This window comes from Vibrio sp. R-1, assembly GCF_035615595.1.
GTDB classification, from domain to species: Bacteria; Pseudomonadota; Gammaproteobacteria; order Enterobacterales; family Vibrionaceae; genus Vibrio; species Vibrio cholerae.
On sequence record NZ_WPDC01000016.1, the window covers coordinates 43,760 to 63,672 of the forward strand.

Here is a 19,913-nt window from a genome sequence, read left to right on the forward strand (position 1 = left end):
AATGGCAAAAGAACATCTCCACTGGATAGACCAATCATCGCAAGATTCTGTCCTATAATGCGCGCAGTTTAGTTGAGATAGCGATAACCATGTTCCTGACTGCATACCATTCAAATCAACAGCATCAATTTCAATTTACTCGCCAACAGGCTAGCCACTTTGCCAAACTGGTGGCAGGTGATTTCAACCCCATCCATGACGAAGACAGCAAGCGCTTCTGCGTACCGGGCGATCTGCTGTTTGCTGTATTGCTGCAAAAAGAAGGCATTAGCCAAAAGATGCGTTTTGATTTCTCTGGCATGGTGAGTGATGGCGTTGCTCTGCACATTGAAAATAAGTGTCAGCGTGAAAGCGCAGTCGTGGATGCCAGCGGCAAAGAGTACCTGCACATGTCACGTGAAGGTGAAGTGAACCACAACCCAGCCTTTATTGAGCATGTGGTGACCAGCTATGTGCAGTTTTCTGGCATGAACTTCCCGCACATCATGGTGCCTTTGATGGAAGAGCAGCAGATGATGATCAACTGCCAGCGTCCACTGGTGATTTATGAATCGATGGAAGTAGAATTTACCCGTCTTGATCTCACCCATCCAGAAGTAGAATTTGCTGGCGCGACCTTTGATGTGGATGGCAAACGCGGCTTAGTGACACTCAACTTCGTGTTTAAAGATGAAGGACAAGTGGTCGGTAAAGGCCTAAAACGTATGGTTGCCAGCGGTTTAAAACCTTACGACCAAGCGGAAATTGATGATCTCGTCAACCGTTTCAATGAGCGCAAAGAAGCCTTCCTTAGCCAGATTGAGCAAGCGGCATAATTCGCAGAGCATCTAAGTCTAACGTAAAAAAATAACCCGCGGATAGCGGGTTATTTATATACATCTAGGCAGAAATACGTCTTCTAAATAAACATAATAGAGACAAAAATAGCGTTAAAAAATTAAGACTTCCCGCTGAATCCGTGTTAACCGTACTTGTTACCGTTGTTATTTCTCCAACTTCTGAAGAACTCGGCTGAGCGATAATAATCGGTATTTCATTGTAATAAAGTTTTTCAATAAAAGCTGCATCTTTTCCCGAAGCTACGCTTTGATCTTTCACATATCGAAACTCTAATGTATTAAGATCCTCAAGTAATGCAACACTATAAATCGCATTACTGAAACCTTCTAATTCTTTTTCCAACTTACGATTAATATAAATTTGCAATTTATCCGAATATTCAGCAGACACGTTCATTTGAATGAACAAACTACCCTTAGGTATTCCTTTAACAATTAATGACGAGCTATCACCATCACCAGTAACTCCTGAGCGAAGAGCATTGTTCGGTAATCGCTCCCAGCCATTTTTAGTAGTTAGAACAGATGTTTTAGGTAATTCAGAAAGTGCCTCAATTATTTCTTGGTTTGCACTTCTCAATGTTTGAAACTGAATATTAGACTGTTTAGCTACAGGTAAACCATTATCTAGAATATTTGCATTAATAGTATACTGATATATTTGATAAAAGTTAGGAGAAAATCTAACGTCGATATTACAGCTTTCATCGGGACGAAGCGTACGGCCAGAACAATCGTCGTTGATAATAGAAACCAAAGATCGAGGATTAGTCGAGCTGTTAGATATTTCTATATCTATGAAATTAATAGGAATATCACTGAAATTGTTATAAACCAAGCTATGTGTAAAAGGGGCTAATGGTACAGGCTCTAAATAAACATTGCTTTCATAGCTAAAACCACGAATATGGTCGCTTATCCAATCAGTAAAATAATTTATATTTGTATATACACTATAAGTATTATCAGCAGCACAGACTTGAGGCCCCCAACTTACAATACCTAGTTGTACACCACTACCAGCCAAAACTATTGGGCCTCCAGAATCCCCTCGGCACGCGGATTTCTTATCTATTGACCCCGCACAAAAGTTCTCAGAATCTGGCTGATCTGTTATTCCATATGGGTTGTAACCAGACATGGTTTGATAACACTCTGATTGTTCTATCAGATCCACATCTGCGTATTGCAAAATCGACTCACTGGTATTCCAAGGCCAACTAATAGGGCTAGTACTTCCCCAACCTGCGACTTTCAATGGCTCGCCAATATGATCTGAAACTCGTGTCGAACTATCAGCAATAACAATAGGCGGTGCTTGAACCTCATTCTCTAATTCTAGAACTGCGATGTCATTGAGCAAATTCTCATGCACATAATCTTCGTGAAGATAAATACGACGAACAGCAACTCTTACACCTTCATCATTTTCATTAATTAAGTTATTTATACCTATAATCGCATCTAAATCCTTCGCTTCTTTTGAGGCAACACAATGAGCAGCAGTCAATACATAACGTTTGCCCAAGAAACTGCCACCACAAAACTGACCGACAGATGCAGTTTGACCGCGTTCGACCAAAGCCACAATAGAGGGCCATTCACCAAGAAGAGCATCCGAACCATTAATAATATAAGGTGATACATTTTCAATTGACACTGGATAAACCGTTGCCGGAAAAAACAGTGACGCGATAGAACACGCTAACAACGAAGAAACCTTTTTCACAACTAGCCTTTTCATTAGTAATAAGTATCATTTGAGGCGCGTGATATTACTAGAATCAATAAAAAAATCATGCGCTATTGGTACTATTTTTATTAGTTTGTGAAATGAATCAGCATATTCAGAACAAAGTGTTCATCTACTACAACCAGCGTCTTACTCGCTTTTTGTAATCTAGATAGGCTTCGCCAAACTTGGTTTCTAGAATCCGCTCTTCAGGCTCGATTTGGTATTGATTCATGTACAGCAAAAAACCGCCAACTATCACCAAGCTAAGAGCGTTTTCTTGCCAGTAAGCAAGCCCAAACAACAGGAGCAGTAAGCCGAGATACATAGGATTGCGGCTGAGTGCAAAAACGCCGCTGTCTACCACAGTGGCCGCGAGATCCGGAGCCATGGGGTTCACCGTCGTTTTAAAACGACGAAACTCCAACAAACCAGCAATCCCCCAGAAACCTGAGCTGCAAAAACAGAGCGCCATGACTAGGCTTGGCCACGGTAGTGTAATGGTTAACGTTGGAAAGAGAATGGAAGAGAGATGGATGAGCGCCAAGGCCACCAGAAAAACCGCGACTGGAGGAACCTTTAATTCTAAATTTTTCATAATCACCTCAATTCAACTGAATGAAAAAGCCCAGTGGAGTCACTGGGCATTCTGTTTATAGCAAATGTAACAGAGCCTGCAATGGATGCTTAGGTTTGATTTGCTCAAACCGTTTCACTTGGCTACGACACGAGTAACCGGTGACCAAACAGCGCTCTTTCGGTAGCGACGCTAATGCGGGTTGCCAACTCAAATCGTAAATATCGCGAGACATGGTTAATTTATCCACCTCATGCCCAAAGGTACCCGCCATACCACAGCACCCTACCGCCACCGCATTGAGCTGCGTACCAAAGTGGCGGAAGATTTCCACCCACTCTTTTTCTGCATTCGGCAGCTTAGTTTTTTCCGTACAGTGCGCCAATAAGTACCAAGGCTGTGCATCGGTTGCTTGAGGCGTAAACTGCGACAGGCGTGGTTTGAGCCATTCATGAACCGTCAGAACCGAAAACTCGCCGCGCTCTTTGCCTAATATTTCAACATACTCATCGCGATAGCAAAGCACCAAAGCAGGATCCACACCCACGAGCGGAATATTGAGATCCGCCACTTGAGTCAGAAATGCCGCGGTATTCGCTGCCGTCGAACGAAATTGGCGTAGAAAGCCCTTAATATGTTGCGCTTTGCCATTCGGTTTAAACGGCAGCAATACTGGTTTTTTGCCTAATTTAAGCAGTAGGGCGACAAAATCTTCGACCACATCCGCATCGTAATAACTGGTAAACGGATCTTGCACGATCAACACATGTTGCTCGCGCTCTTCTTGCGATAACCCCGCCAAACGCTGCATATCAAACAGGACAACGGGATGACGGTGCAGACGCTGTGCGAGTGTCGGTACCGACAAGAGTGGAGCATCGACATAACCCACCGTTTTAGCGGTTAATTTTTGCACCGAAGATTGTGCTAACACGCTATTTACCAGTTGCGGAGCCTTCGCCATCACAGGTAATAAGGTTTCGATATTCGCGACTAAATAATCTTTGACTGGGCGCGGATAGCGGCTGTGATAGATATTCAGAAAACGCGAGCGGAAACTGGGCACATCCACCTTAATCGGACACTGGCTTGCACAGGCCTTACAGGCCAAGCAACCATTCATCGCTTCGTACACTTCATGCGAAAAGTCGTACTCTTTATCTTTGCTAAAAGCATGACGAACCCGATCCAGCATAGATTTAATTGTTGGCGAGGATTCGAGCGTGGCTTTTTCAAGATCGAGAATATCAATGCCTTGCTCTGTCAGTTGGCGTAACCATTCCCGCACTAATCCTGCGCGCCCTTTCGGCGAGTGACGACGATCCGCCGTCACCTTCATTGAAGGACACATCGGGGAGCTAGTTTCGTAGTTAAAGCACAAACCGTTACCGTTACACTCCATCGCTTGCTTAAAGCTGTCGCGCACTTTGACGTCGATTTGGCGATCGTAAAAACCGCGTTTAGTGTCGGAGACTTTCACCAGCTCAAACGGTGTATCGAGTGGGGTACAAATCTTGCCCGGATTCATCTTATTGTGCGGGTCAAACGCCGCTTTCACACGACGCAGTTCAGTGAACAGCTCCTCACCAAAAAATTCTGGACCGTATTCCGAGCGGTAACCTTTACCGTGTTCTCCCCACATCAAGCCGCCATATTTAGCGACGAGCTTAACCACTTGATCGGAGATTTCACGCATCAACAATTCTTGCTTGGGATCGCACAAATCAAGCGCAGGACGCACATGCAATACGCCCGCATCCACATGCCCGAACATGCCATAAGCCAGATTTTTGGAATCGAGCAGCGCGCGAAATTCAACGATAAAATCGGCTAAGTTCTCTGGCGGCACACAGGTATCTTCGGTAAAGGCTACCGGTTTAGCGCGGCCTTTGGCTGCGCCGAGCAAACCCACCGCTTTTTTACGCATATTGTAAATGCGGTTGATGCTCGCTAAATCACTACAGACTTGATAGCCAATAATTCCCGCTTGTTGGTTGGCCATCATCTCATCAAGGCGCGCGGTTAATTGTGCAACTTGCTGATTAATCTGCGTGCTGTCTTGGCCAGCGTATTCGACCATATTGATGCCTTGCATCTCTTTGCCCGGCACATCGGTCAGCAAGTCTTTTACGCTGTGCCAAATAATGTCTTCTTTGGCAAGATTGAGCACTTTCGAGTCAACGGTTTCTACCGACAAAGCTTTGGCTTCAACCATCAAAGGCGCATTACGCAGTGCGGAATCAAAGCTGTCGTATTTCACATTCACTAACGTGCGTGCTTTGGGGATTGGCGTTAAATTGAGTTTAGCTTCGGTAATAAACGCCAGTGAGCCTTCCGCGCCACACAATACACGCGTGATATCAAAGCGATCTTCGGCTTCATTCAGGGCATTTTTTAAATCGTATCCGGTCAAAAAACGGTTGAGCGGCGGAAATTTCGCGACAATTTGCTCACGTTTGGTACGGCAAACCTGCTCCGTGACTTGCATCGCTTGCGCAGCAAACGTATTGGGAGCAGGCAAACCTTGCGAGAGATCGGTTTCCAGCAAAGAACCATCGGCAAATACCGCTTGCAGCGAGAGTACGTGATCCGACGTTTTGCCATATTGTAGCGACCCTTGCCCTGAAGCATCGGTGTTAACCATGCCGCCAAGCGTCGCGCGATTACTGGTCGAAAGATCGGGAGAGAAGAAAAAACCGTGTGGGCGTACCGCATCATTGAGTTGATCTTTAATGACCCCCGCCTGCACTCGTACCCATCCCTCTTGCGGGTTAATTTCTAGGATACGATTCATATGCCGCGACAAATCAACGACCACCCCTTTGGTCAGCGATTGACCATTCGTGCCCGTACCGCCACCACGAGGTGAAAAAGTCACTCTCTCAAATTCTGGTTTTGAACTAATCTTTCCTATAAGAACAACATCAGCGGTGGATTTAGGATGTACGACCGCTTGAGGCAATTGTTGGTAGACGCTGTTATCCGTCGCTACCGCAAGACGGCTGGAGTATTGGGTTTCAATATCGCCGGTAAATCCTGCGGTTTTTAACTCGTGTAAAAAAGTTAAAACCACCGGATCAACGTCGGATTGGTGATGGAGTCTTGGTAACATTTGCTTCCTGCCCCTACTACGCTGATCCAATCAGCTTTGGGTTATTGTTAGATTTTAAAGAGTAATCTTTGAATTCGGTCACTTTACAACATTTAAAATGGTGATCAAATCAGAATCTGAGTGCCAGAATGCGGTGAAACAGAATTTTTTCAACTTTGTTATCACCGAGCCATTCTGTTATTTCGCTTATTTAGAACTGTATGGAAAAAACGATGAAAAAAAATCAAATAGTAACAACGGAAGATATCCTACTCATGCTGTGCCAATCGGTTTCTACGGTTCTCACGTCCGCAACGAATTCACCGATTCACTATTCCGCAATGGTACAAAAAATTAATAAAACCTCGCTGAAACCAGATTTCGGCTGTTTTGTGTTGTTTGATGGCGGTTTTACTGGCCTTGTTGTGATCAACTTTACTGCCAAAGCGGCGCTTGAGGTTTACACCAATTACATGCGTAACATGGGCATGCCAGAAGAAGAACTCGCGGTATTACACACCTCCGATGAAGTTGGCGACGTACTGGGTGAGCTGATGAACCAGCTTGTCGGTGACTTCACCAACAAAGTGCGTAAAGAGCTGCAAACCAACATTACCCAGAACCAGCCTAAGATGCTTTCGTTGAACAAACAGGTGCTTTTATCTGTAGATACCAACCTTGATCGTCCACAGGCGCGACGTGTGACATTTTCAACAGCCAATAACAACATCTTTTACCTTGAACTGGCGATGGACAAAACCGAGTTTATCCAACTCGAAGAGTTCGACGTTCAGGAAGATGAAAGCCCTGACGATATTCTGGCCGCAACACAGAAACAGCAAAAATCACATTCAGTTGCTAACCACTCCGAAGAAGACAGTGCGTCTGCCGATTTGTTGGATCAGCTCGGCATCTAACCCCTTCTCAAAAATCGTTTAGCGTATCAGGCTATCTTGTAAGAGATGGCCTCTTCCCTTTTCCTTAGCCGCCAAAAACGCTAGAATGTCGGACTTTTCTTAAGCCGTACCGAATCTATTTTGCTTGCTAATGGATAAACAAAAAGCCCTTAAAAAAATCGCCAAATGCCTTGAGCTAGGTAATTCCGCCAATATTAATGAAGCCGCAAACGCGATCAAAATGGCGCATAACCTCATGCTCAAGTATGGTCTCGACAAAGACGATATCGAGTTCATCAAAATGGGCAAGACACAGTCGACCCATTTGCTTCCGGCTGCCATTTCTTCTGGGATTTTGCGAGTGATCCGAGGCATCAATACCCGATTCGGTGTGGAAGCCGTATTGCTCAACCATAAAGGCTTAAAACGCGTTGAATTCATTGGAGAAGCAGATCGTGCCATCTTCGCGGCTTTTGCTTTTGACATTATCTATCGCGAAATGAACGAGCAAACAGGCCAATTCCGTAACAGTTTTGCTGGGACCGGAACCTCTTCACTGGAGGTGACACGCCGAGTTAACTCGTTTGTTTCTGGCTGGATTGAAGGCGCTTTAGAAAAATTACCCATCATCACTCCGGACGAAGACTCCATGAACAAAATCAATAGCTATATTGATAAGGAATTTGAGAATATCGACCGTGAAACCTTCAAACAGCAATTGCGTGAAGCGATGAAAAATCTGACGGAAGATTATGAGACGGGACTCAAAAAAGGTCGCCGCGTCTCAGTCAATCGCCCGATTCACGGCGCGCAAGCCCCAAAATTACTCAAATAAGCATTTGTAAGAGATTGGTAAAATGCGCACCCCACTGATTGACGGGGAACGAGAATTCTCGTCTATTGCGCGAAATATCATTCAATAAACGGAGAGAATGTGTTGAACAAAACCACTTTGCTGTTAGCCGCAGTCGTCGCTTTGTCTGGCTGTCAGGCTACCCAACGCCAAAATGCGACAACCGGAGAAACAGAAACCAACGCCACCACTAAAGGTGCATTATTAGGCGCCCTAGCCGGTGCAGCCGTTGGTTTAGCGACAGGTGACGATGCCAAAGAGCGCCGTAAGCATGCCTTAATTGGTGCAGCTGGGGGCGCTGCAGTCGGCGGCGGTATCGGATACTACTTTGATCAGCAAGAAGCAGAGTTACGCAAAGCATTACTGGATTCTGGTGTTCAAGTGGTACGCGTAGGTGAAAATCAACTGATGCTACGCATGGAAAACGGTATTGGCTTTACCAGCAACTCTTACCAACTCGATAGCTATATCCATAAAACTTTACGCGGTGTCGCGCGTATTCTGGTCGAATACCCAGATACCAGCTTAGTGATTGAAGGCCATACCGATAGCACAGGCAGTGATACCACCAACCAAGTGCTTTCTGAGAAGCGTGCCGAGTCAGTGCGCTCATTCCTGTTATCTCAAGGGGTTGCAGCGGGGCGTGCAATTGCTCGTGGTAATGGTGAGCGTTTCCCTCTATGCTCAAATAACACCGCAGAAGGACGCGCTTGTAACCGCCGCGTCGAGATTCAAATTCTGCCACTCAAATAGTGTTTAAACGCTCATTAGCTTGAAGTTGCAGCCATAACGGCTGCAACTTCAACTAAACAGCGAATTGACCGAACGTTTCATTTTCAGGGAAAGAAAGATCATGCGTTTGCGGAGTTTATGGCTGTTTTTGCTATTTTCATTGCCACTGGCGGCCGCTGATGATGTCACAAGACTCACCCAACTTGCCCAAGAGCAAAATCCGCAAGCTCAATATCAACTCGCTTTGGCTTATCAAACCGGAAGTAGCACCCCACAAAACCTGAATGAAGCGTTTTACTGGTTTTTACAATCCGCTGAATTGAACCATCCACTCGCCATGGCCCAAGTCGCCAACGCATATCTGACAGGCCAAGGAGTGGAAAAAGATCCACTGCAAGCCCAATATTGGCTTATCAAACTAGCTCTGGCTGGAAATCCTCAAGCGGTTACGACCTTAGCCAAGTGGTATGAACAACATCCCATCGCGATTGCGGCGCTCGATCTGGCTGAGATTTGGTATCGAGTCAACGCCAATCAGGACCCAGAATCTGAGCAAGGATACGCGCGTCTACTGGAAAAAAAATTCAATCAGCAACGCGAAAGGCAGCTCAACAGCATAGGTCAATTGGATAACCTGATTGATCGGGATCTTGCCCGACCCGCCAGCGCACTACCCGTTAATAAAGAAGCGCAAACCATCACCAGTGATTGGCTATTGCCGACTTTGGTGGCGCTCATCTTATTACTCACCATCATCACGATCCGAATGATATGGCGCAGACAACGCAACCATATCGTCGCGGTAAAACACGTTGACTACGAAGGGAAATGGAAAGAGCAACAGTTCATTATCAAAAGGCAAAAACAGCAGTTAGACCATCTCTATCAAGAGTGTAAACGGCTACAACAGAACCAAACCAGCGACCTTAACGGCCAAAAAGTTGCGATGGCCTACGCCTTAATGGGTTTTCACCAAAACCAACGGCCTGACGTCAAAATGATCAAGCTGCGCTACAAACAGTTATCGAAAATTTATCACCCTGACCTGCATGGCAGCGAAGAAGAGATGAAGCGCTTAAATAGCGCGGTAAAAATCGTGATCGATTCAGTTAATAAATCGTTACAGAAACAAGCATAACATCTGAAAATTCCGACTCAAGGCTTGAAAAATCAGCCTATGCGCAATCGATCTCCTTCTCATCCATAATTACAAATAGTTAACTTTTTTTATTTAGACGTGCCATAATCCGCGCGAAATTTACGCCTGATTTAGGTGGGAGAGAAGACAATGTTTAGCGTAGAAGGCATCTGTGATTGGTGTAAACAGCCAAAACTACTGACAAGACATGAATATGTGGATGGTAAAGCACATCATTCTTGTGAAAACTGCAATGAGTTTGCCCGAATGGATGTAAGGCAATTTAATTTAGCCGAGATGGCATTCCGAGAAAAACAACAAGCAGCTCGATAAACTGCATCCCCTTCAACTTGAAAAAGCGCCTTCTGGCGCTTTTTCTGTTTTCTCCGCACATACCTGTATAAACCGCCGCACGGCTTCCGTGGCATTGCTCACAAAAACCGCATGTCCCTACTTTTTTCCACCTTTATCAAAAAGAAATAAAACCAATATAAATCAAATAGATAACAAAAGGCATCGTGTAGCAACGTGAATTTCTGTGCTTTTTTTATCCAAAAGCCAGTTGCAAAAACAACCAACCAATAATACTGTATTTACATACAGCATGTATGGAGAGACAGTATTATGCTACACACTGAATTCAAACATTTTGGCTTACATAACTCGCCCACACTCAGCGCATTACGTGCAAAGAATGATCTGGGCGAGGCAAACCTGATGCTGCGACTGGCCAGTTTGTCAGAGCGCTCACAATGGATTCTCTATACCGCTCAATGTCAACGTCCAAACCGTCAATCACTCCATGAGCATCAGATCGATTGTGGCAAGGTTATCCATCTCAAAGCATCAACATGCCACTCTGAAGCAGAGATTGTCGCAAAGGCGATTGCCTGCCGAACCGCCAGTGCGATTGTGGCATCCAATGCGATAGATAGCGTGACTCAAAAGCAGTTGATGCACTTTGCCAAGCAGCATGGCTGTGAGCTGTTTTTTATTAAGCAAACCACGCATTCACTGCACTGATCCATAAACAACCTTTACTTAAACAATCTGGCAGGGATAAATTTAAGCAAACGTTTGCTTTTTGTCTGGCAGCATAAATTAGTTCTGGTATCATGCGCTCAGCCCGCGGTTTTTCACTCAGCGAAATCGCTAAAACGATGTTTGAATTCAGATAGGAATGTCTCAATGAGCCTTGCAGATCAAGTCCTTGCCGTCAATGACGACCTCCCCATTCGTACCCATCAGCCAGTACATAGCGGTAAAGTTCGCTCGGTTTACTGGCTAACCGAGCAAGACAGCCGCCGCCTAATTAAAGAAAAAGGTTACCCGGTTGCAGAAGATGCCCCGCTGGCCATTATGGTCATCAGTGATCGTATTTCGGCCTTCGATTGCATTTGGCACGCGGAAGGCGGTGTCCATGGTGTACCGGGTAAAGGTGCGGCGCTCAATGCTATCTCGAATCATTGGTTCAAACTGTTCAAGCAACATGGTTTGGCGGAAAGTCATATTCTCGACATTCCTCACCCTTTTGTGTGGATTGTACAAAAAGCCCGTCCTATCAAAATTGAAGCCATCTGCCGTCAATACATTACTGGCTCAATGTGGCGTGCTTACGCCAAAGGTGAGCGCGAGTTTTGTGGTATTACCCTACCAGAAGGTTTAGAGAAGGACAGCCAACTGCCAGAGCTACTGATGACTCCGTCGACCAAAGGTATTCTGCGCGGCATCCCCGGCGTGCCAGAAGCCGATGACGTGAATATCTCGCGCCAAGATATTGAAGCCAATTACGCAGCATTCAACTTCAATCAACCACAAGATATTAACCATTACGAAACTCTGCTCAAGCAAGGTTTTGCTGTGATCAGCGAAGCGTTAAAAAGCGTGGGACAACTCTTTGTCGATACCAAATTTGAATTTGGCTACGTAGCAGATCAGCAAGGACAGCAAAAACTGATCTATATGGATGAAGTAGGCACCCCTGACTCATCACGCATTTGGGATGCGCAGCAATATCAGCAAGGCAAGATTGTCGAAAATTCCAAAGAGGGATTCCGCCAATTTTTGCTGAACTACTTCCCAGACCCAGACATTTTACTCAATAAAGATCGCATGCCTGAACGTGAAGCGCTCTCGCGTGACAATGCTTTACCGCTGGAAGCGTTAATGGATATCTCGCGGACCTATTTGGGTATTGCTGAAAAGATCACGGGACAACCTATCCATCTGAGTCATCAGCCAAAACAGGAAATCATCGCAATCCTAGATAAAGAATATGGGCTGATTGAAAGATAAACTCCATCTGCGGCTTTTGCTATGCCTCGCTGTTTTGAATCATAAGCCAGCGGCAAGCACGAGCCAGCAACGGATGAAAAACTAAGGGGCTTATTTGCTTGAACCACTTGGCGTTGCAGGTACACGGCAAGTAGCAAGGGTATAGCCCCTTAATTGCGCTTCTATTGAGTGTTCTTCTACTCAACGCAGCAGAGAAGTTCTTTAAAGCTTGATCAAAAACTCTTCTTGATTAGTAGATTCAATATGCGCTGCACTTTTGCTTTGAATCGTAGTTAACTGCTGCTCATCCAAGGCGTAAGGCATGACTAAGGTTAATTCATCAATGCCTTCTTGTTTGGCTAATTTCACTAAAGTGATCACATTCGATTCATCACTCGAACGGGTGGAAAGCTCTTTGAGGGCGACATCCCACAGGCGTTCTTGTGGACTCTGTCCCGTTTTGATCGCATCAAACCAGACAATTCCAAACACTGGAGCAAAAGAGCTGATGGCTTCCGAGAAAGTCCACTTTTTCGCACAGGATGCCCCCAAAAAGGTGGTGTAATCGAACACTGCGCTAATCCTTGCTTTTTCCATTTTGTCCCCCGACGCCATTGGCAACACCGTGCTGCAACTATTGACCAAGCCTTGCTATATAGCAATACGATATAAAAAAACGGTCTGTTATGATGCGCAATCGGTTTCAAAGGCTATATAAAAACCAATTTAGTAACACTGTACCTACATTTTTAAAATGATATGTGCTTTGTTGATTAATATTTTCCTATTCAAACAAAATCGTGCTGCCGAACAATGATTCCTTCTTATTCGATGAAGCGCTAGACGCTGTTCCTCCCTTGCTTAACTCGTTGCACATAAATCCCCCACCCTAAACCGATAAACTTGTTTTAAACACTGTGCTTGCGCACAGAAGCAGGATAATCAACAGAGGCAAGCCGTTTGTCTATTTACAATCCAACCAGCAAGTCGGTATCATTTTCGCGTTTCACTTCTACCCTACCAATCAATAGGCCGAACATGAATAACGATAAACGTCCGCTGTATATTTCCTACGCAGGCCCAGCTCTTCTCAGTACTCCTCTGCTCAACAAAGGTAGTGCCTTTAGTGCGGAAGAACGTGCTTCTTTTAACCTAGAAGGTTTACTGCCCGAAGCGACGGAAACCATTCAAGAACAAGTGGTACGCGCATACCAACAGTACCGTGGTTTTGAAAGCGACATGGATAAACATATTTATCTGCGCAACATTCAAGACACCAATGAGACCCTATTCTACCGCTTGGTGCAGAACCATATTTCCGAGATGATGCCAATCATCTATACCCCGACAGTGGGTGCGGCGTGTGAGAACTTCTCCAACATTTATCGCCGTGGCCGTGGCTTGTTTATCTCTTACGCTAACCGTGATCGTATCGATGACTTGCTGAACAATGCCGCTAACCACAACGTCAAAGTGATTGTGGTGACCGATGGCGAGCGTATTCTCGGCCTTGGCGACCAAGGTATCGGCGGTATGGGGATTCCTATCGGTAAACTGTCACTTTACACCGCTTGTGGTGGTATTAGCCCAGCGTATACGCTTCCTGTGGTTCTGGATGTGGGTACGAATAACCCGCAACGTCTTGCTGACCCTATGTACATGGGCTGGCGTCACCCACGTATCACTGGACCTGACTACGACAACTTTGTTGAAGAGTTTATGCAAGCCGTGCAACGTCGCTGGCCAGATGCATTGATCCAGTTTGAAGACTTTGCCCAAAAGAACGCCATGCCACTGCTTGAGCGTTACAAAAATCGCGTGTGCTGTTTTAACGACGACATTCAGGGCACAGCGGCGGTCACTGTCGGCTCACTGCTTGCTGCCTGTAAAGCGGCGGGTAGCCAGCTTTCACAACAACGTATTACCTTCTTGGGCGCGGGCTCTGCAGGCTGCGGTATCGCGGAAGCGATCATTGCGCAAATGGTGTCTGAAGGCATCAGCGATGAGCAAGCGCGTTCACAAGTTTACATGGTGGATCGCTGGGGTCTGCTCGAAGAAGGCATGCCAAATCTGCTCGACTTCCAACAGCGTCTAGTGCAGAAAAAAGCCAACACGCAACATTGGACAACGGAAAACAACGGCTACTCGCTGCATGATGTGATCCGCAATGCCAAACCGACGGTACTGGTTGGTGTGTCTGGGGCGCCCGGTCTGTTTAGTGAAGAGATCATCAAAGAGATGCATCAGCACTGTCCACGCCCTATTGTCTTCCCGCTATCGAACCCAACAAGCCGTGTTGAAGCTCTGCCGAGCGATATTATCCGTTGGACTAACGGTGAGGCTTTGGTCGCGACAGGTAGCCCGTTTGATCCTGTGCTGCATGAAGGCAAAACTTACCCAATTGTGCAATGTAACAACAGCTACATTTTCCCGGGTATCGGTTTAGGGGTTTTGGCAGCAAACGCACGCCGCGTTACCGACGAAATGCTGATGGAATCGAGCCGTGCACTGGCAAGTTGCTCACCGCTGGCCATCAATGGTCATGGACCATTATTGCCGCCTCTGGAATCTATCCACTCTGTTTCGAAGAAGATTGCTTTCGCAGTAGCGAAAAAAGCGATTGAACAGGGTGTGGCTCCAGAAGTCACCGATGAAGCGCTGGAAGCCTCAATTGAACAACATTTCTGGCAACCGGTTTACCGCCGTTATAAGCGCACTGCGTTTTAATTTATGCGGAGAAGCCCCTGCAATCAGGGGCTTTCTAATCTCATGCAACTATTTACTTATCTTGCTCCTGCAGGTCAGGCTCTACTCCCCTACCTGAGCGAAATCTCGATTGCACTGGTCGCATGCACTTTGGTCATGCTCGGTGGTGAGATCAATGCCTTTTTGCGTAGAGCATTACGGAATCAACATTTTCTGGTGCGTACGTTAGCGTTTATCTTTATTAACGCGTTTGGATACGGTTTAATCATCGTCAAGGCCAGCCCTTACGTTGCTCGGACACTCGCGCAACTGGAATCCGGCATGATGCTGACCCTTATCGTAAGCTGCTTTGTTGTGATAGGCCTATGGGCACAAAGAAACCATCAAATCTAACTCTGCGCGCCGTCGTTTTCTCTGCGCTGGCTCACCTGCGAAGATTACCTTGGCGTAGACTAAGCCAAGCTTTGCTGTGGCTGGCTGTTGGGGTTGTCGCAGGGTTACTCGCGATCGATCGCTGGGTCAGTTGGCAAACACAAAATAACATTATTAATGATGCGCAAAACACTCCGCCTTTTCAGGTTGCCGTGGTCTTGGGCACCAGTAAATACATAGGCAAGACTCTCAACGAGTACTACACCAACCGGATTGATGCAGCGATAGCGCTTTATCAACAAGGAAAAGTCCGCAATTTTCTGCTCAGTGGTGATAACGCCCACCGTTCGTACAATGAGCCGTGGACGATGAAACGCGATTTGCTACGCGCAGGCATTCCAGCAGAGAATATTTCGTTAGATTATGCGGGGTTTCGTACTCTCGATTCGATTGTTCGCGCGAAGGAAATCTTCGATACCGATAATTTCTTGATCATCACTCAGCGCTTTCATTGTGAGCGCGCGCTGTTTATTGCCCGCTACCAAGATATTCAAGCGTCATGCCTAGCAGTACCGGGGCCAAGCAACCACTCTGGTTTTAAAGTGCGGTTACGAGAAGTGTTTGCGCGCGCTTATGCCGTCTTTGATCTGTTCGTGTTGGATACTCAGCCTAAGTTTCTCGGTCCCAAAGAACCGATCATCGTTGAGAGTGACACCGAGTCAACGTCAAATGACATCTCATCAAATAGCGCTGAATAAATCCGTCTCGATAAGCTAATCCCTGAATGTTGTCGCGTACCCTGCGGCAACATTCTTCGTGATTGAATTTAGGCTAGATAGACACGACTTGGTGCCGTCCTCACCCTTTTTCTCCATCACTGCTTTTGGCCATTAATCCATAGTGAACTTCGATTCGATTGCGGCCAAGCCGTTTGGCTCGGTATAACGCTTCGTCGGCGCGTGAAACGGTTTCCGTAATCCGCTCGTCGCCCATTTGGGCAATACCGAGACTGCACGTGATCGCGCCTCCGTGTATCCAACTGTGGTCGGCGATTTTAGCTCGAAGCCGCTCTGCAAGCTCAATCGCTTGCTCAAGGGTTGTCTGCGCGCAAAACACCACAAACTCTTCACCACCCCAACGCACTAATTTGTCACTTTCTCGGATTTCACGGCTGATGACCAAAGCAAACTCACGCAGCAGATCATCCCCTAGACTGTGTCCGTACACATCGTTGACTTGTTTGAAGTAATCAATATCAATGAACAGTACGCTAACGTGATTGAGTTGCCAGCGCACTAAGCGCGCTTGATCTTGCAACCAATCACGAATGCCATGCCGATTAATGGCTCCCGTCAATGCATCACGATGCGCCATTTCGACGAACTTTATGTTTTGCTCATGCAATGAGTGATTTAAACGCTGTAAGTGCTCTTGGCGTATACGAGCACGTAAAACCTCACGGCGATTACGACGAATTTCGAGCGCAGAGAGCCATGCTCCTGCCACCGCCCACATGATCAACATGGCAAGAAACAGCTTCTCTCCAGCCACATAATCCCCAATCAATTCCACTTGATGCACGGTCAATTGATATTGCCCTAGTGGACTGGCTGAACCGGTCGCAAATTCAATTTTGTTGACGTTGGAAAACTCAGGAGCAGAGTGCTCAATGGCAATACGATTATCAACCAACCACCACGTCATTACTTGCAAGCTGCGAATGGGAATATCAATCACACCTTTCCCAACGCCCGGCACAAACTCTAATCCGTTGTATTTATGAGTATATTCATCATCAAGCTGAGAGTAGATCGGATTGAAATTACGTAAATACAGACGCATTGCCGCAGGCTCTGCAGCGGGGCCTTGCAAGTCCACGTTAAGACGTATGGTATGGATATCACTCAAATCAAGGCCACGTTGAGGGTCGGGATTAAGGTGAATAGAGATGCCACAATATGGCCACGCGTAGCGACTGGCATTCAATTCACAGTCCACTTTGGCAGTATTGCCATTGAGGGATAAGGCGCTGGTTGATGTGCCGCCAGCGGTTTGATCGTTGGTGGTGAAATAGGCATAGTGTTGAGGTTCAATCAACACTCGTTTCGCGGAACCAAACTGCCAGTACAGCAATACGGTCACAATCGTGACCGCGACTAATCCTAATAACACTCTTGGCAGCACTTTCACAACCTACTCCAGCGTCAAGCCACATCATTAACACGCTCTCTCTTAATACAAGACGCCAAATAAAGAGAGATTGCTTCCAAAAAAATAGCGGTTAGATGCGGTTTTGTCATCGACTAGAGTATTTCAAGGTTTCTTTTTCAGAGGCATTTCACCTTTTGCTAAAGCTTCAAGTAGGAAGGGTATACCCTTCCTACTGAGTCAACATCAGTAGAAAAGGCATATGGCTAGAAGTGAAAGATGTCTAGAAGGGCTTACGACTTATGCAAGCTGTGGCAATCCATCGCGTAGAAGAGCAAATAGATGGTCAATTTCTTCTGTGGTGTTGTAGTGCATCAGACCGATGCGTAGTACTCCACCGCTTGACTCAAGCCCTAATTGACGAACCAGCCCAAGTGCATAGAAATGCCCATTCCATACGCACACATTCTGTTCGCCGAGCATTTTCGCCATAGACTGCGGTGTACAGTCTGTACACGTCAACGCAAATGTCGGTGTTCGCTTCGCGGCATCTGCTAGCTGCAAACCATGCAGTTTCAGCGCTGGCATATCACTGAGCTTTTGCAAGAAATACTCACTGAGGCGCTGTTCATGCTGCTGATATTGCTGATAGCTCTCAACCAAACGTTCACGTAATCGAGAATTCGGGTCACCCCACTGCGCCAAATATTGCACCGCAGCAATAACGCCAGCCAGCCCTTCAAAACTGAGCGTTCCGGTTTCAAAACGTCCCGGCCCTTGATTGGTTGCGGGCTCAACTTTATAAGGCAGAATCGTGTTTTGCCACTGCGGCGCTACATACACAATCCCGACGTGAGGACCAAAAAATTTATAGGCCGAACAGGCCAAAAAATCACAGCCCAGCGCCTGCACATCCGGCAGGTGATGCGGCAGATAGTGCACCGCATCGACATACACCATCGCCCCGACCTGATGCGCCGCCTCAATAATAGCTTCAAGTTCAACCAATGATCCCGTGGTATTGGAAGCAAAAGTCACCGCCACTAAACGGGTGCGTGGATTAATCAACGAAAGCAGATGCGCTTGATCTAAGGTGCAGTCCGCCGTATTGACGCGAGCCTGATGCACTATTGCACCTTTGTCTTGAGCCGCTTGTTGCCAGCTAGAGACATTCGAATAGTGATCCAATGCGGTGACAATCACCTCATCGCCCACTCGCCAATCACGGCTGATCGCACGGCTAAACTGGAAAGTCAGCGACGTCATGTTTGCCCCAAAGACAATCGACTCTGGGGTGGGGGCATTGAGCAGCGCTTGCACATGCTCACGAGCACTTTGCACTAACTCCACGGTTTTCTGGCTCGAAAAGTAGTGACCACCAAGATTAGCATTGTAACGACCTAAATAAGCCACCATGGCATCCAGCACCGATTGTGGCACTTGTGAACCACCTGGTCCATCGAAAAACACCACAGGCTTATCATTGACGATTTGCGCTAGCGCAGGAAACTGCTGACGCACTGACTCAGGAGTGAAGCGCATGGCGGCCATCCTTCGCAGTCAAAACAAAAACATCCATATGCCCTTCTTGTTGATGATCTACCGTGCGGATCGGGCAAGCGTTGTGCCACAGTTGGCTATCGGCCAACATAGCAACTTCGCCATTTTCCAGTACCTTACGGAAAAATGGCGCTTCATGACTACTGAGATAGAGCATGATTTCGCCACCCACAATGTTGTGGCGATCAATGCCAACAATCGCAATATGATCAAATCCATCTTGGTGCACCCCTTCCGGCGCGACTAAGGTTTCATCGAATACCGCAGCGATCCGCATCTGATGGATCTCAATTTCCTGCCCATCGGGAAGTGTGTTGGCTTCCATAAACAGCGCGCACAACTCACGCATACCGTCACTTTTTAAAGTAGTACTGAGCAACGGTTCGAAACGGCGCACCACATTGCCTTGAAAATGGTTAATTTGATCGGTCTGCATAAAGTCATGCTTGTCCAACTCAACCACTTGCCCATCAATAAAGCGGATCACGGAGTAACGACGTAGCCGATACTGCCCGTCCGCATGATTGGTATGCGGTAACTGCGCAAAAGAGGGAGCGAGTTGATGAATCGCTGAATGACTCAGTTTAGTGATATGTAGGGTATTGGGGTGAGAACGTAACATCATCGACTCCTTAATGGGTTAGTCATACCACCATAGATTTCACATTTTATTTACAATTAAGACTAATCGATTATTTTGCAAAAACAATATTTTTTGACTCAATCAACCATCAGGATTGAAATTTTGTTTTTATATTCTTTATAAATTAAAAATAGCAGTGTCTACATCCAAAAGCGCAACCTGAAGACAGGCAAAACCAGAGGCTTTCACTACCTTATGGAAAATAAGGAAGATTGACAGCCTATTAGCATAAAACCATGCATCATGGATCCCGCTCTAACATGAGAATCAGGTGGAACCGACACGAGCTATACCCAAACAACTTGGGACTTGCAGGTAGGTGGCAAGTGAGTTCATCTCCATGAGCATAGAT

General features: G+C 46.4%; 18 protein-coding genes. 11 read left to right on the top strand and 7 right to left on the bottom strand.

What is annotated here, in order from left to right:
- Positions 1–89: 89 nt before the first annotated feature.
- The gene (locus GOU96_RS05765; protein WP_207803372.1) at positions 90–815 is read left to right on the top strand and encodes a DUF3581 domain-containing protein; all 726 of its coding nucleotides are present in this window, start codon (positions 90–92) and stop codon (positions 813–815) included.
- 64 nt (positions 816–879) lie between these two features.
- Here GOU96_RS05765 and GOU96_RS05770 read toward each other — a convergent pair whose 3' ends face one another.
- From GOU96_RS05770 to GOU96_RS05780, 3 genes are all read right to left on the bottom strand, one after another.
- Entirely contained in the window at positions 880–2,499 is a 1,620-nt protein-coding gene (locus GOU96_RS05770; protein ID WP_254694657.1) for a S1 family peptidase, read from the bottom strand.
- A gap of 208 nt (positions 2,500–2,707) precedes the next feature.
- Positions 2,708–3,169 carry a methyltransferase family protein gene (locus GOU96_RS05775; protein ID WP_175242056.1) on the bottom strand — a complete coding sequence of 154 codons (462 nt, stop codon included), beginning with the start codon at positions 3,167–3,169 and terminating at the stop codon, positions 2,708–2,710.
- A 55-nt stretch (positions 3,170–3,224) separates the two neighbouring features.
- A complete protein-coding gene (locus GOU96_RS05780; protein ID WP_267780583.1) occupies positions 3,225–6,260 on the bottom strand; it encodes an FAD-binding and (Fe-S)-binding domain-containing protein in 3,036 nt (1,011 codons plus the stop codon).
- Positions 6,261–6,472: 212 nt separating this feature from the next.
- Between GOU96_RS05780 and GOU96_RS05785 the strand changes: the two genes are divergently transcribed.
- From GOU96_RS05785 to purC, 7 genes are all read left to right on the top strand, one after another.
- Positions 6,473–7,156, top strand: coding sequence for a DUF3334 family protein (locus GOU96_RS05785; RefSeq protein ID WP_000742113.1), 684 nt, complete (start codon positions 6,473–6,475; stop codon positions 7,154–7,156).
- Between the two features lie 130 nt (positions 7,157–7,286).
- Positions 7,287–7,970 carry a DUF2786 domain-containing protein gene (locus GOU96_RS05790; RefSeq protein ID WP_000360767.1) on the top strand — a complete coding sequence of 228 codons (684 nt, stop codon included), beginning with the start codon at positions 7,287–7,289 and terminating at the stop codon, positions 7,968–7,970.
- A gap of 102 nt (positions 7,971–8,072) precedes the next feature.
- Positions 8,073–8,741, top strand: a complete 669-nt coding sequence (locus GOU96_RS05795) for an OmpA family protein (protein ID WP_001927630.1) — start codon at positions 8,073–8,075, stop codon at positions 8,739–8,741.
- Positions 8,742–8,841: 100 nt separating this feature from the next.
- Entirely contained in the window at positions 8,842–9,858 is a 1,017-nt protein-coding gene (locus GOU96_RS05800) for a J domain-containing protein (protein WP_267780586.1), read from the top strand.
- A 150-nt stretch (positions 9,859–10,008) separates the two neighbouring features.
- Positions 10,009–10,191: a hypothetical protein gene (locus GOU96_RS05805; protein ID WP_000493165.1), complete on the top strand. Its 183-nt coding sequence runs from the start codon at positions 10,009–10,011 to the stop codon at positions 10,189–10,191.
- A 291-nt stretch (positions 10,192–10,482) separates the two neighbouring features.
- Positions 10,483–10,881 (top strand): hypothetical protein, encoded by a 399-nt coding sequence (locus GOU96_RS05810; RefSeq protein WP_000903295.1) that lies wholly within the window; start codon positions 10,483–10,485, stop codon positions 10,879–10,881.
- A gap of 165 nt (positions 10,882–11,046) precedes the next feature.
- Complete coding sequence (gene purC, locus GOU96_RS05815) at positions 11,047–12,153, top strand: phosphoribosylaminoimidazolesuccinocarboxamide synthase (protein WP_069647927.1); 1,107 nt, start codon at positions 11,047–11,049, stop codon at positions 12,151–12,153.
- 201 nt (positions 12,154–12,354) lie between these two features.
- Here the strand turns inward: purC and GOU96_RS05820 are convergent, their stop codons facing one another.
- A complete protein-coding gene (locus GOU96_RS05820; protein WP_000460959.1) occupies positions 12,355–12,705 on the bottom strand; it encodes a hypothetical protein in 351 nt (116 codons plus the stop codon).
- Positions 12,706–13,170: 465 nt separating this feature from the next.
- Here GOU96_RS05820 and GOU96_RS05825 point away from each other — a divergent pair, with 465 nt between their 5' ends.
- The 3 genes from GOU96_RS05825 to GOU96_RS05835 are packed head-to-tail and all read left to right on the top strand — an operon-like array spanning position 13,171 to position 15,968.
- Positions 13,171–14,859 carry an NAD-dependent malic enzyme gene (locus tag GOU96_RS05825; RefSeq protein WP_001058123.1) on the top strand — a complete coding sequence of 563 codons (1,689 nt, stop codon included), beginning with the start codon at positions 13,171–13,173 and terminating at the stop codon, positions 14,857–14,859.
- Between the two features lie 42 nt (positions 14,860–14,901).
- The gene (locus tag GOU96_RS05830; protein WP_001175901.1) at positions 14,902–15,231 is read left to right on the top strand and encodes a DUF3392 domain-containing protein; all 330 of its coding nucleotides are present in this window, start codon (positions 14,902–14,904) and stop codon (positions 15,229–15,231) included.
- Complete coding sequence (locus GOU96_RS05835; RefSeq protein ID WP_267780591.1) at positions 15,204–15,968, top strand: SanA/YdcF family protein; 765 nt, start codon at positions 15,204–15,206, stop codon at positions 15,966–15,968. The genes GOU96_RS05830 and GOU96_RS05835 overlap by 28 nt, the downstream gene beginning before the upstream one ends.
- A gap of 100 nt (positions 15,969–16,068) precedes the next feature.
- Here the strand turns inward: GOU96_RS05835 and GOU96_RS05840 are convergent, their stop codons facing one another.
- The 3 genes from GOU96_RS05840 to GOU96_RS05850 all read right to left on the bottom strand — a co-directional run bounded on the left by GOU96_RS05840 (position 16,069) and on the right by GOU96_RS05850 (position 19,540).
- The gene (locus GOU96_RS05840) at positions 16,069–17,400 is read right to left on the bottom strand and encodes a GGDEF domain-containing protein (protein ID WP_071187790.1); all 1,332 of its coding nucleotides are present in this window, start codon (positions 17,398–17,400) and stop codon (positions 16,069–16,071) included.
- A 258-nt stretch (positions 17,401–17,658) separates the two neighbouring features.
- Positions 17,659–18,900 (bottom strand): cysteine desulfurase-like protein, encoded by a 1,242-nt coding sequence (locus GOU96_RS05845; protein ID WP_057554336.1) that lies wholly within the window; start codon positions 18,898–18,900, stop codon positions 17,659–17,661.
- The gene (locus GOU96_RS05850; protein WP_000946297.1) at positions 18,884–19,540 is read right to left on the bottom strand and encodes a 2OG-Fe dioxygenase family protein; all 657 of its coding nucleotides are present in this window, start codon (positions 19,538–19,540) and stop codon (positions 18,884–18,886) included. The genes GOU96_RS05845 and GOU96_RS05850 overlap by 17 nt, the downstream gene beginning before the upstream one ends.
- Between the last annotated feature and the right edge of the window lie 373 nt (positions 19,541–19,913).

Coding starts and splice junctions, on each gene's coding strand:
- GOU96_RS05765 (WP_207803372.1), top strand. CDS start 90: ATGTTCCTGACTGCATACCATTCAAATCAACAGCATCAATTTCAATTT.
- GOU96_RS05775 (WP_175242056.1), bottom strand. CDS start 3,169: ATGAAAAATTTAGAATTAAAGGTTCCTCCAGTCGCGGTTTTTCTGGTG.
- GOU96_RS05780 (WP_267780583.1), bottom strand. CDS start 6,260: ATGTTACCAAGACTCCATCACCAATCCGACGTTGATCCGGTGGTTTTA.
- GOU96_RS05785 (WP_000742113.1), top strand. CDS start 6,473: ATGAAAAAAAATCAAATAGTAACAACGGAAGATATCCTACTCATGCTG.
- GOU96_RS05790 (WP_000360767.1), top strand. CDS start 7,287: ATGGATAAACAAAAAGCCCTTAAAAAAATCGCCAAATGCCTTGAGCTA.
- GOU96_RS05800 (WP_267780586.1), top strand. CDS start 8,842: ATGCGTTTGCGGAGTTTATGGCTGTTTTTGCTATTTTCATTGCCACTG.
- GOU96_RS05805 (WP_000493165.1), top strand. CDS start 10,009: ATGTTTAGCGTAGAAGGCATCTGTGATTGGTGTAAACAGCCAAAACTA.
- GOU96_RS05810 (WP_000903295.1), top strand. CDS start 10,483: ATGCTACACACTGAATTCAAACATTTTGGCTTACATAACTCGCCCACA.
- purC (WP_069647927.1), top strand. CDS start 11,047: ATGAGCCTTGCAGATCAAGTCCTTGCCGTCAATGACGACCTCCCCATT.
- GOU96_RS05825 (WP_001058123.1), top strand. CDS start 13,171: ATGAATAACGATAAACGTCCGCTGTATATTTCCTACGCAGGCCCAGCT.
- GOU96_RS05830 (WP_001175901.1), top strand. CDS start 14,902: ATGCAACTATTTACTTATCTTGCTCCTGCAGGTCAGGCTCTACTCCCC.
- GOU96_RS05835 (WP_267780591.1), top strand. CDS start 15,204: ATGGGCACAAAGAAACCATCAAATCTAACTCTGCGCGCCGTCGTTTTC.
- GOU96_RS05845 (WP_057554336.1), bottom strand. CDS start 18,900: ATGCGCTTCACTCCTGAGTCAGTGCGTCAGCAGTTTCCTGCGCTAGCG.
- GOU96_RS05850 (WP_000946297.1), bottom strand. CDS start 19,540: ATGTTACGTTCTCACCCCAATACCCTACATATCACTAAACTGAGTCAT.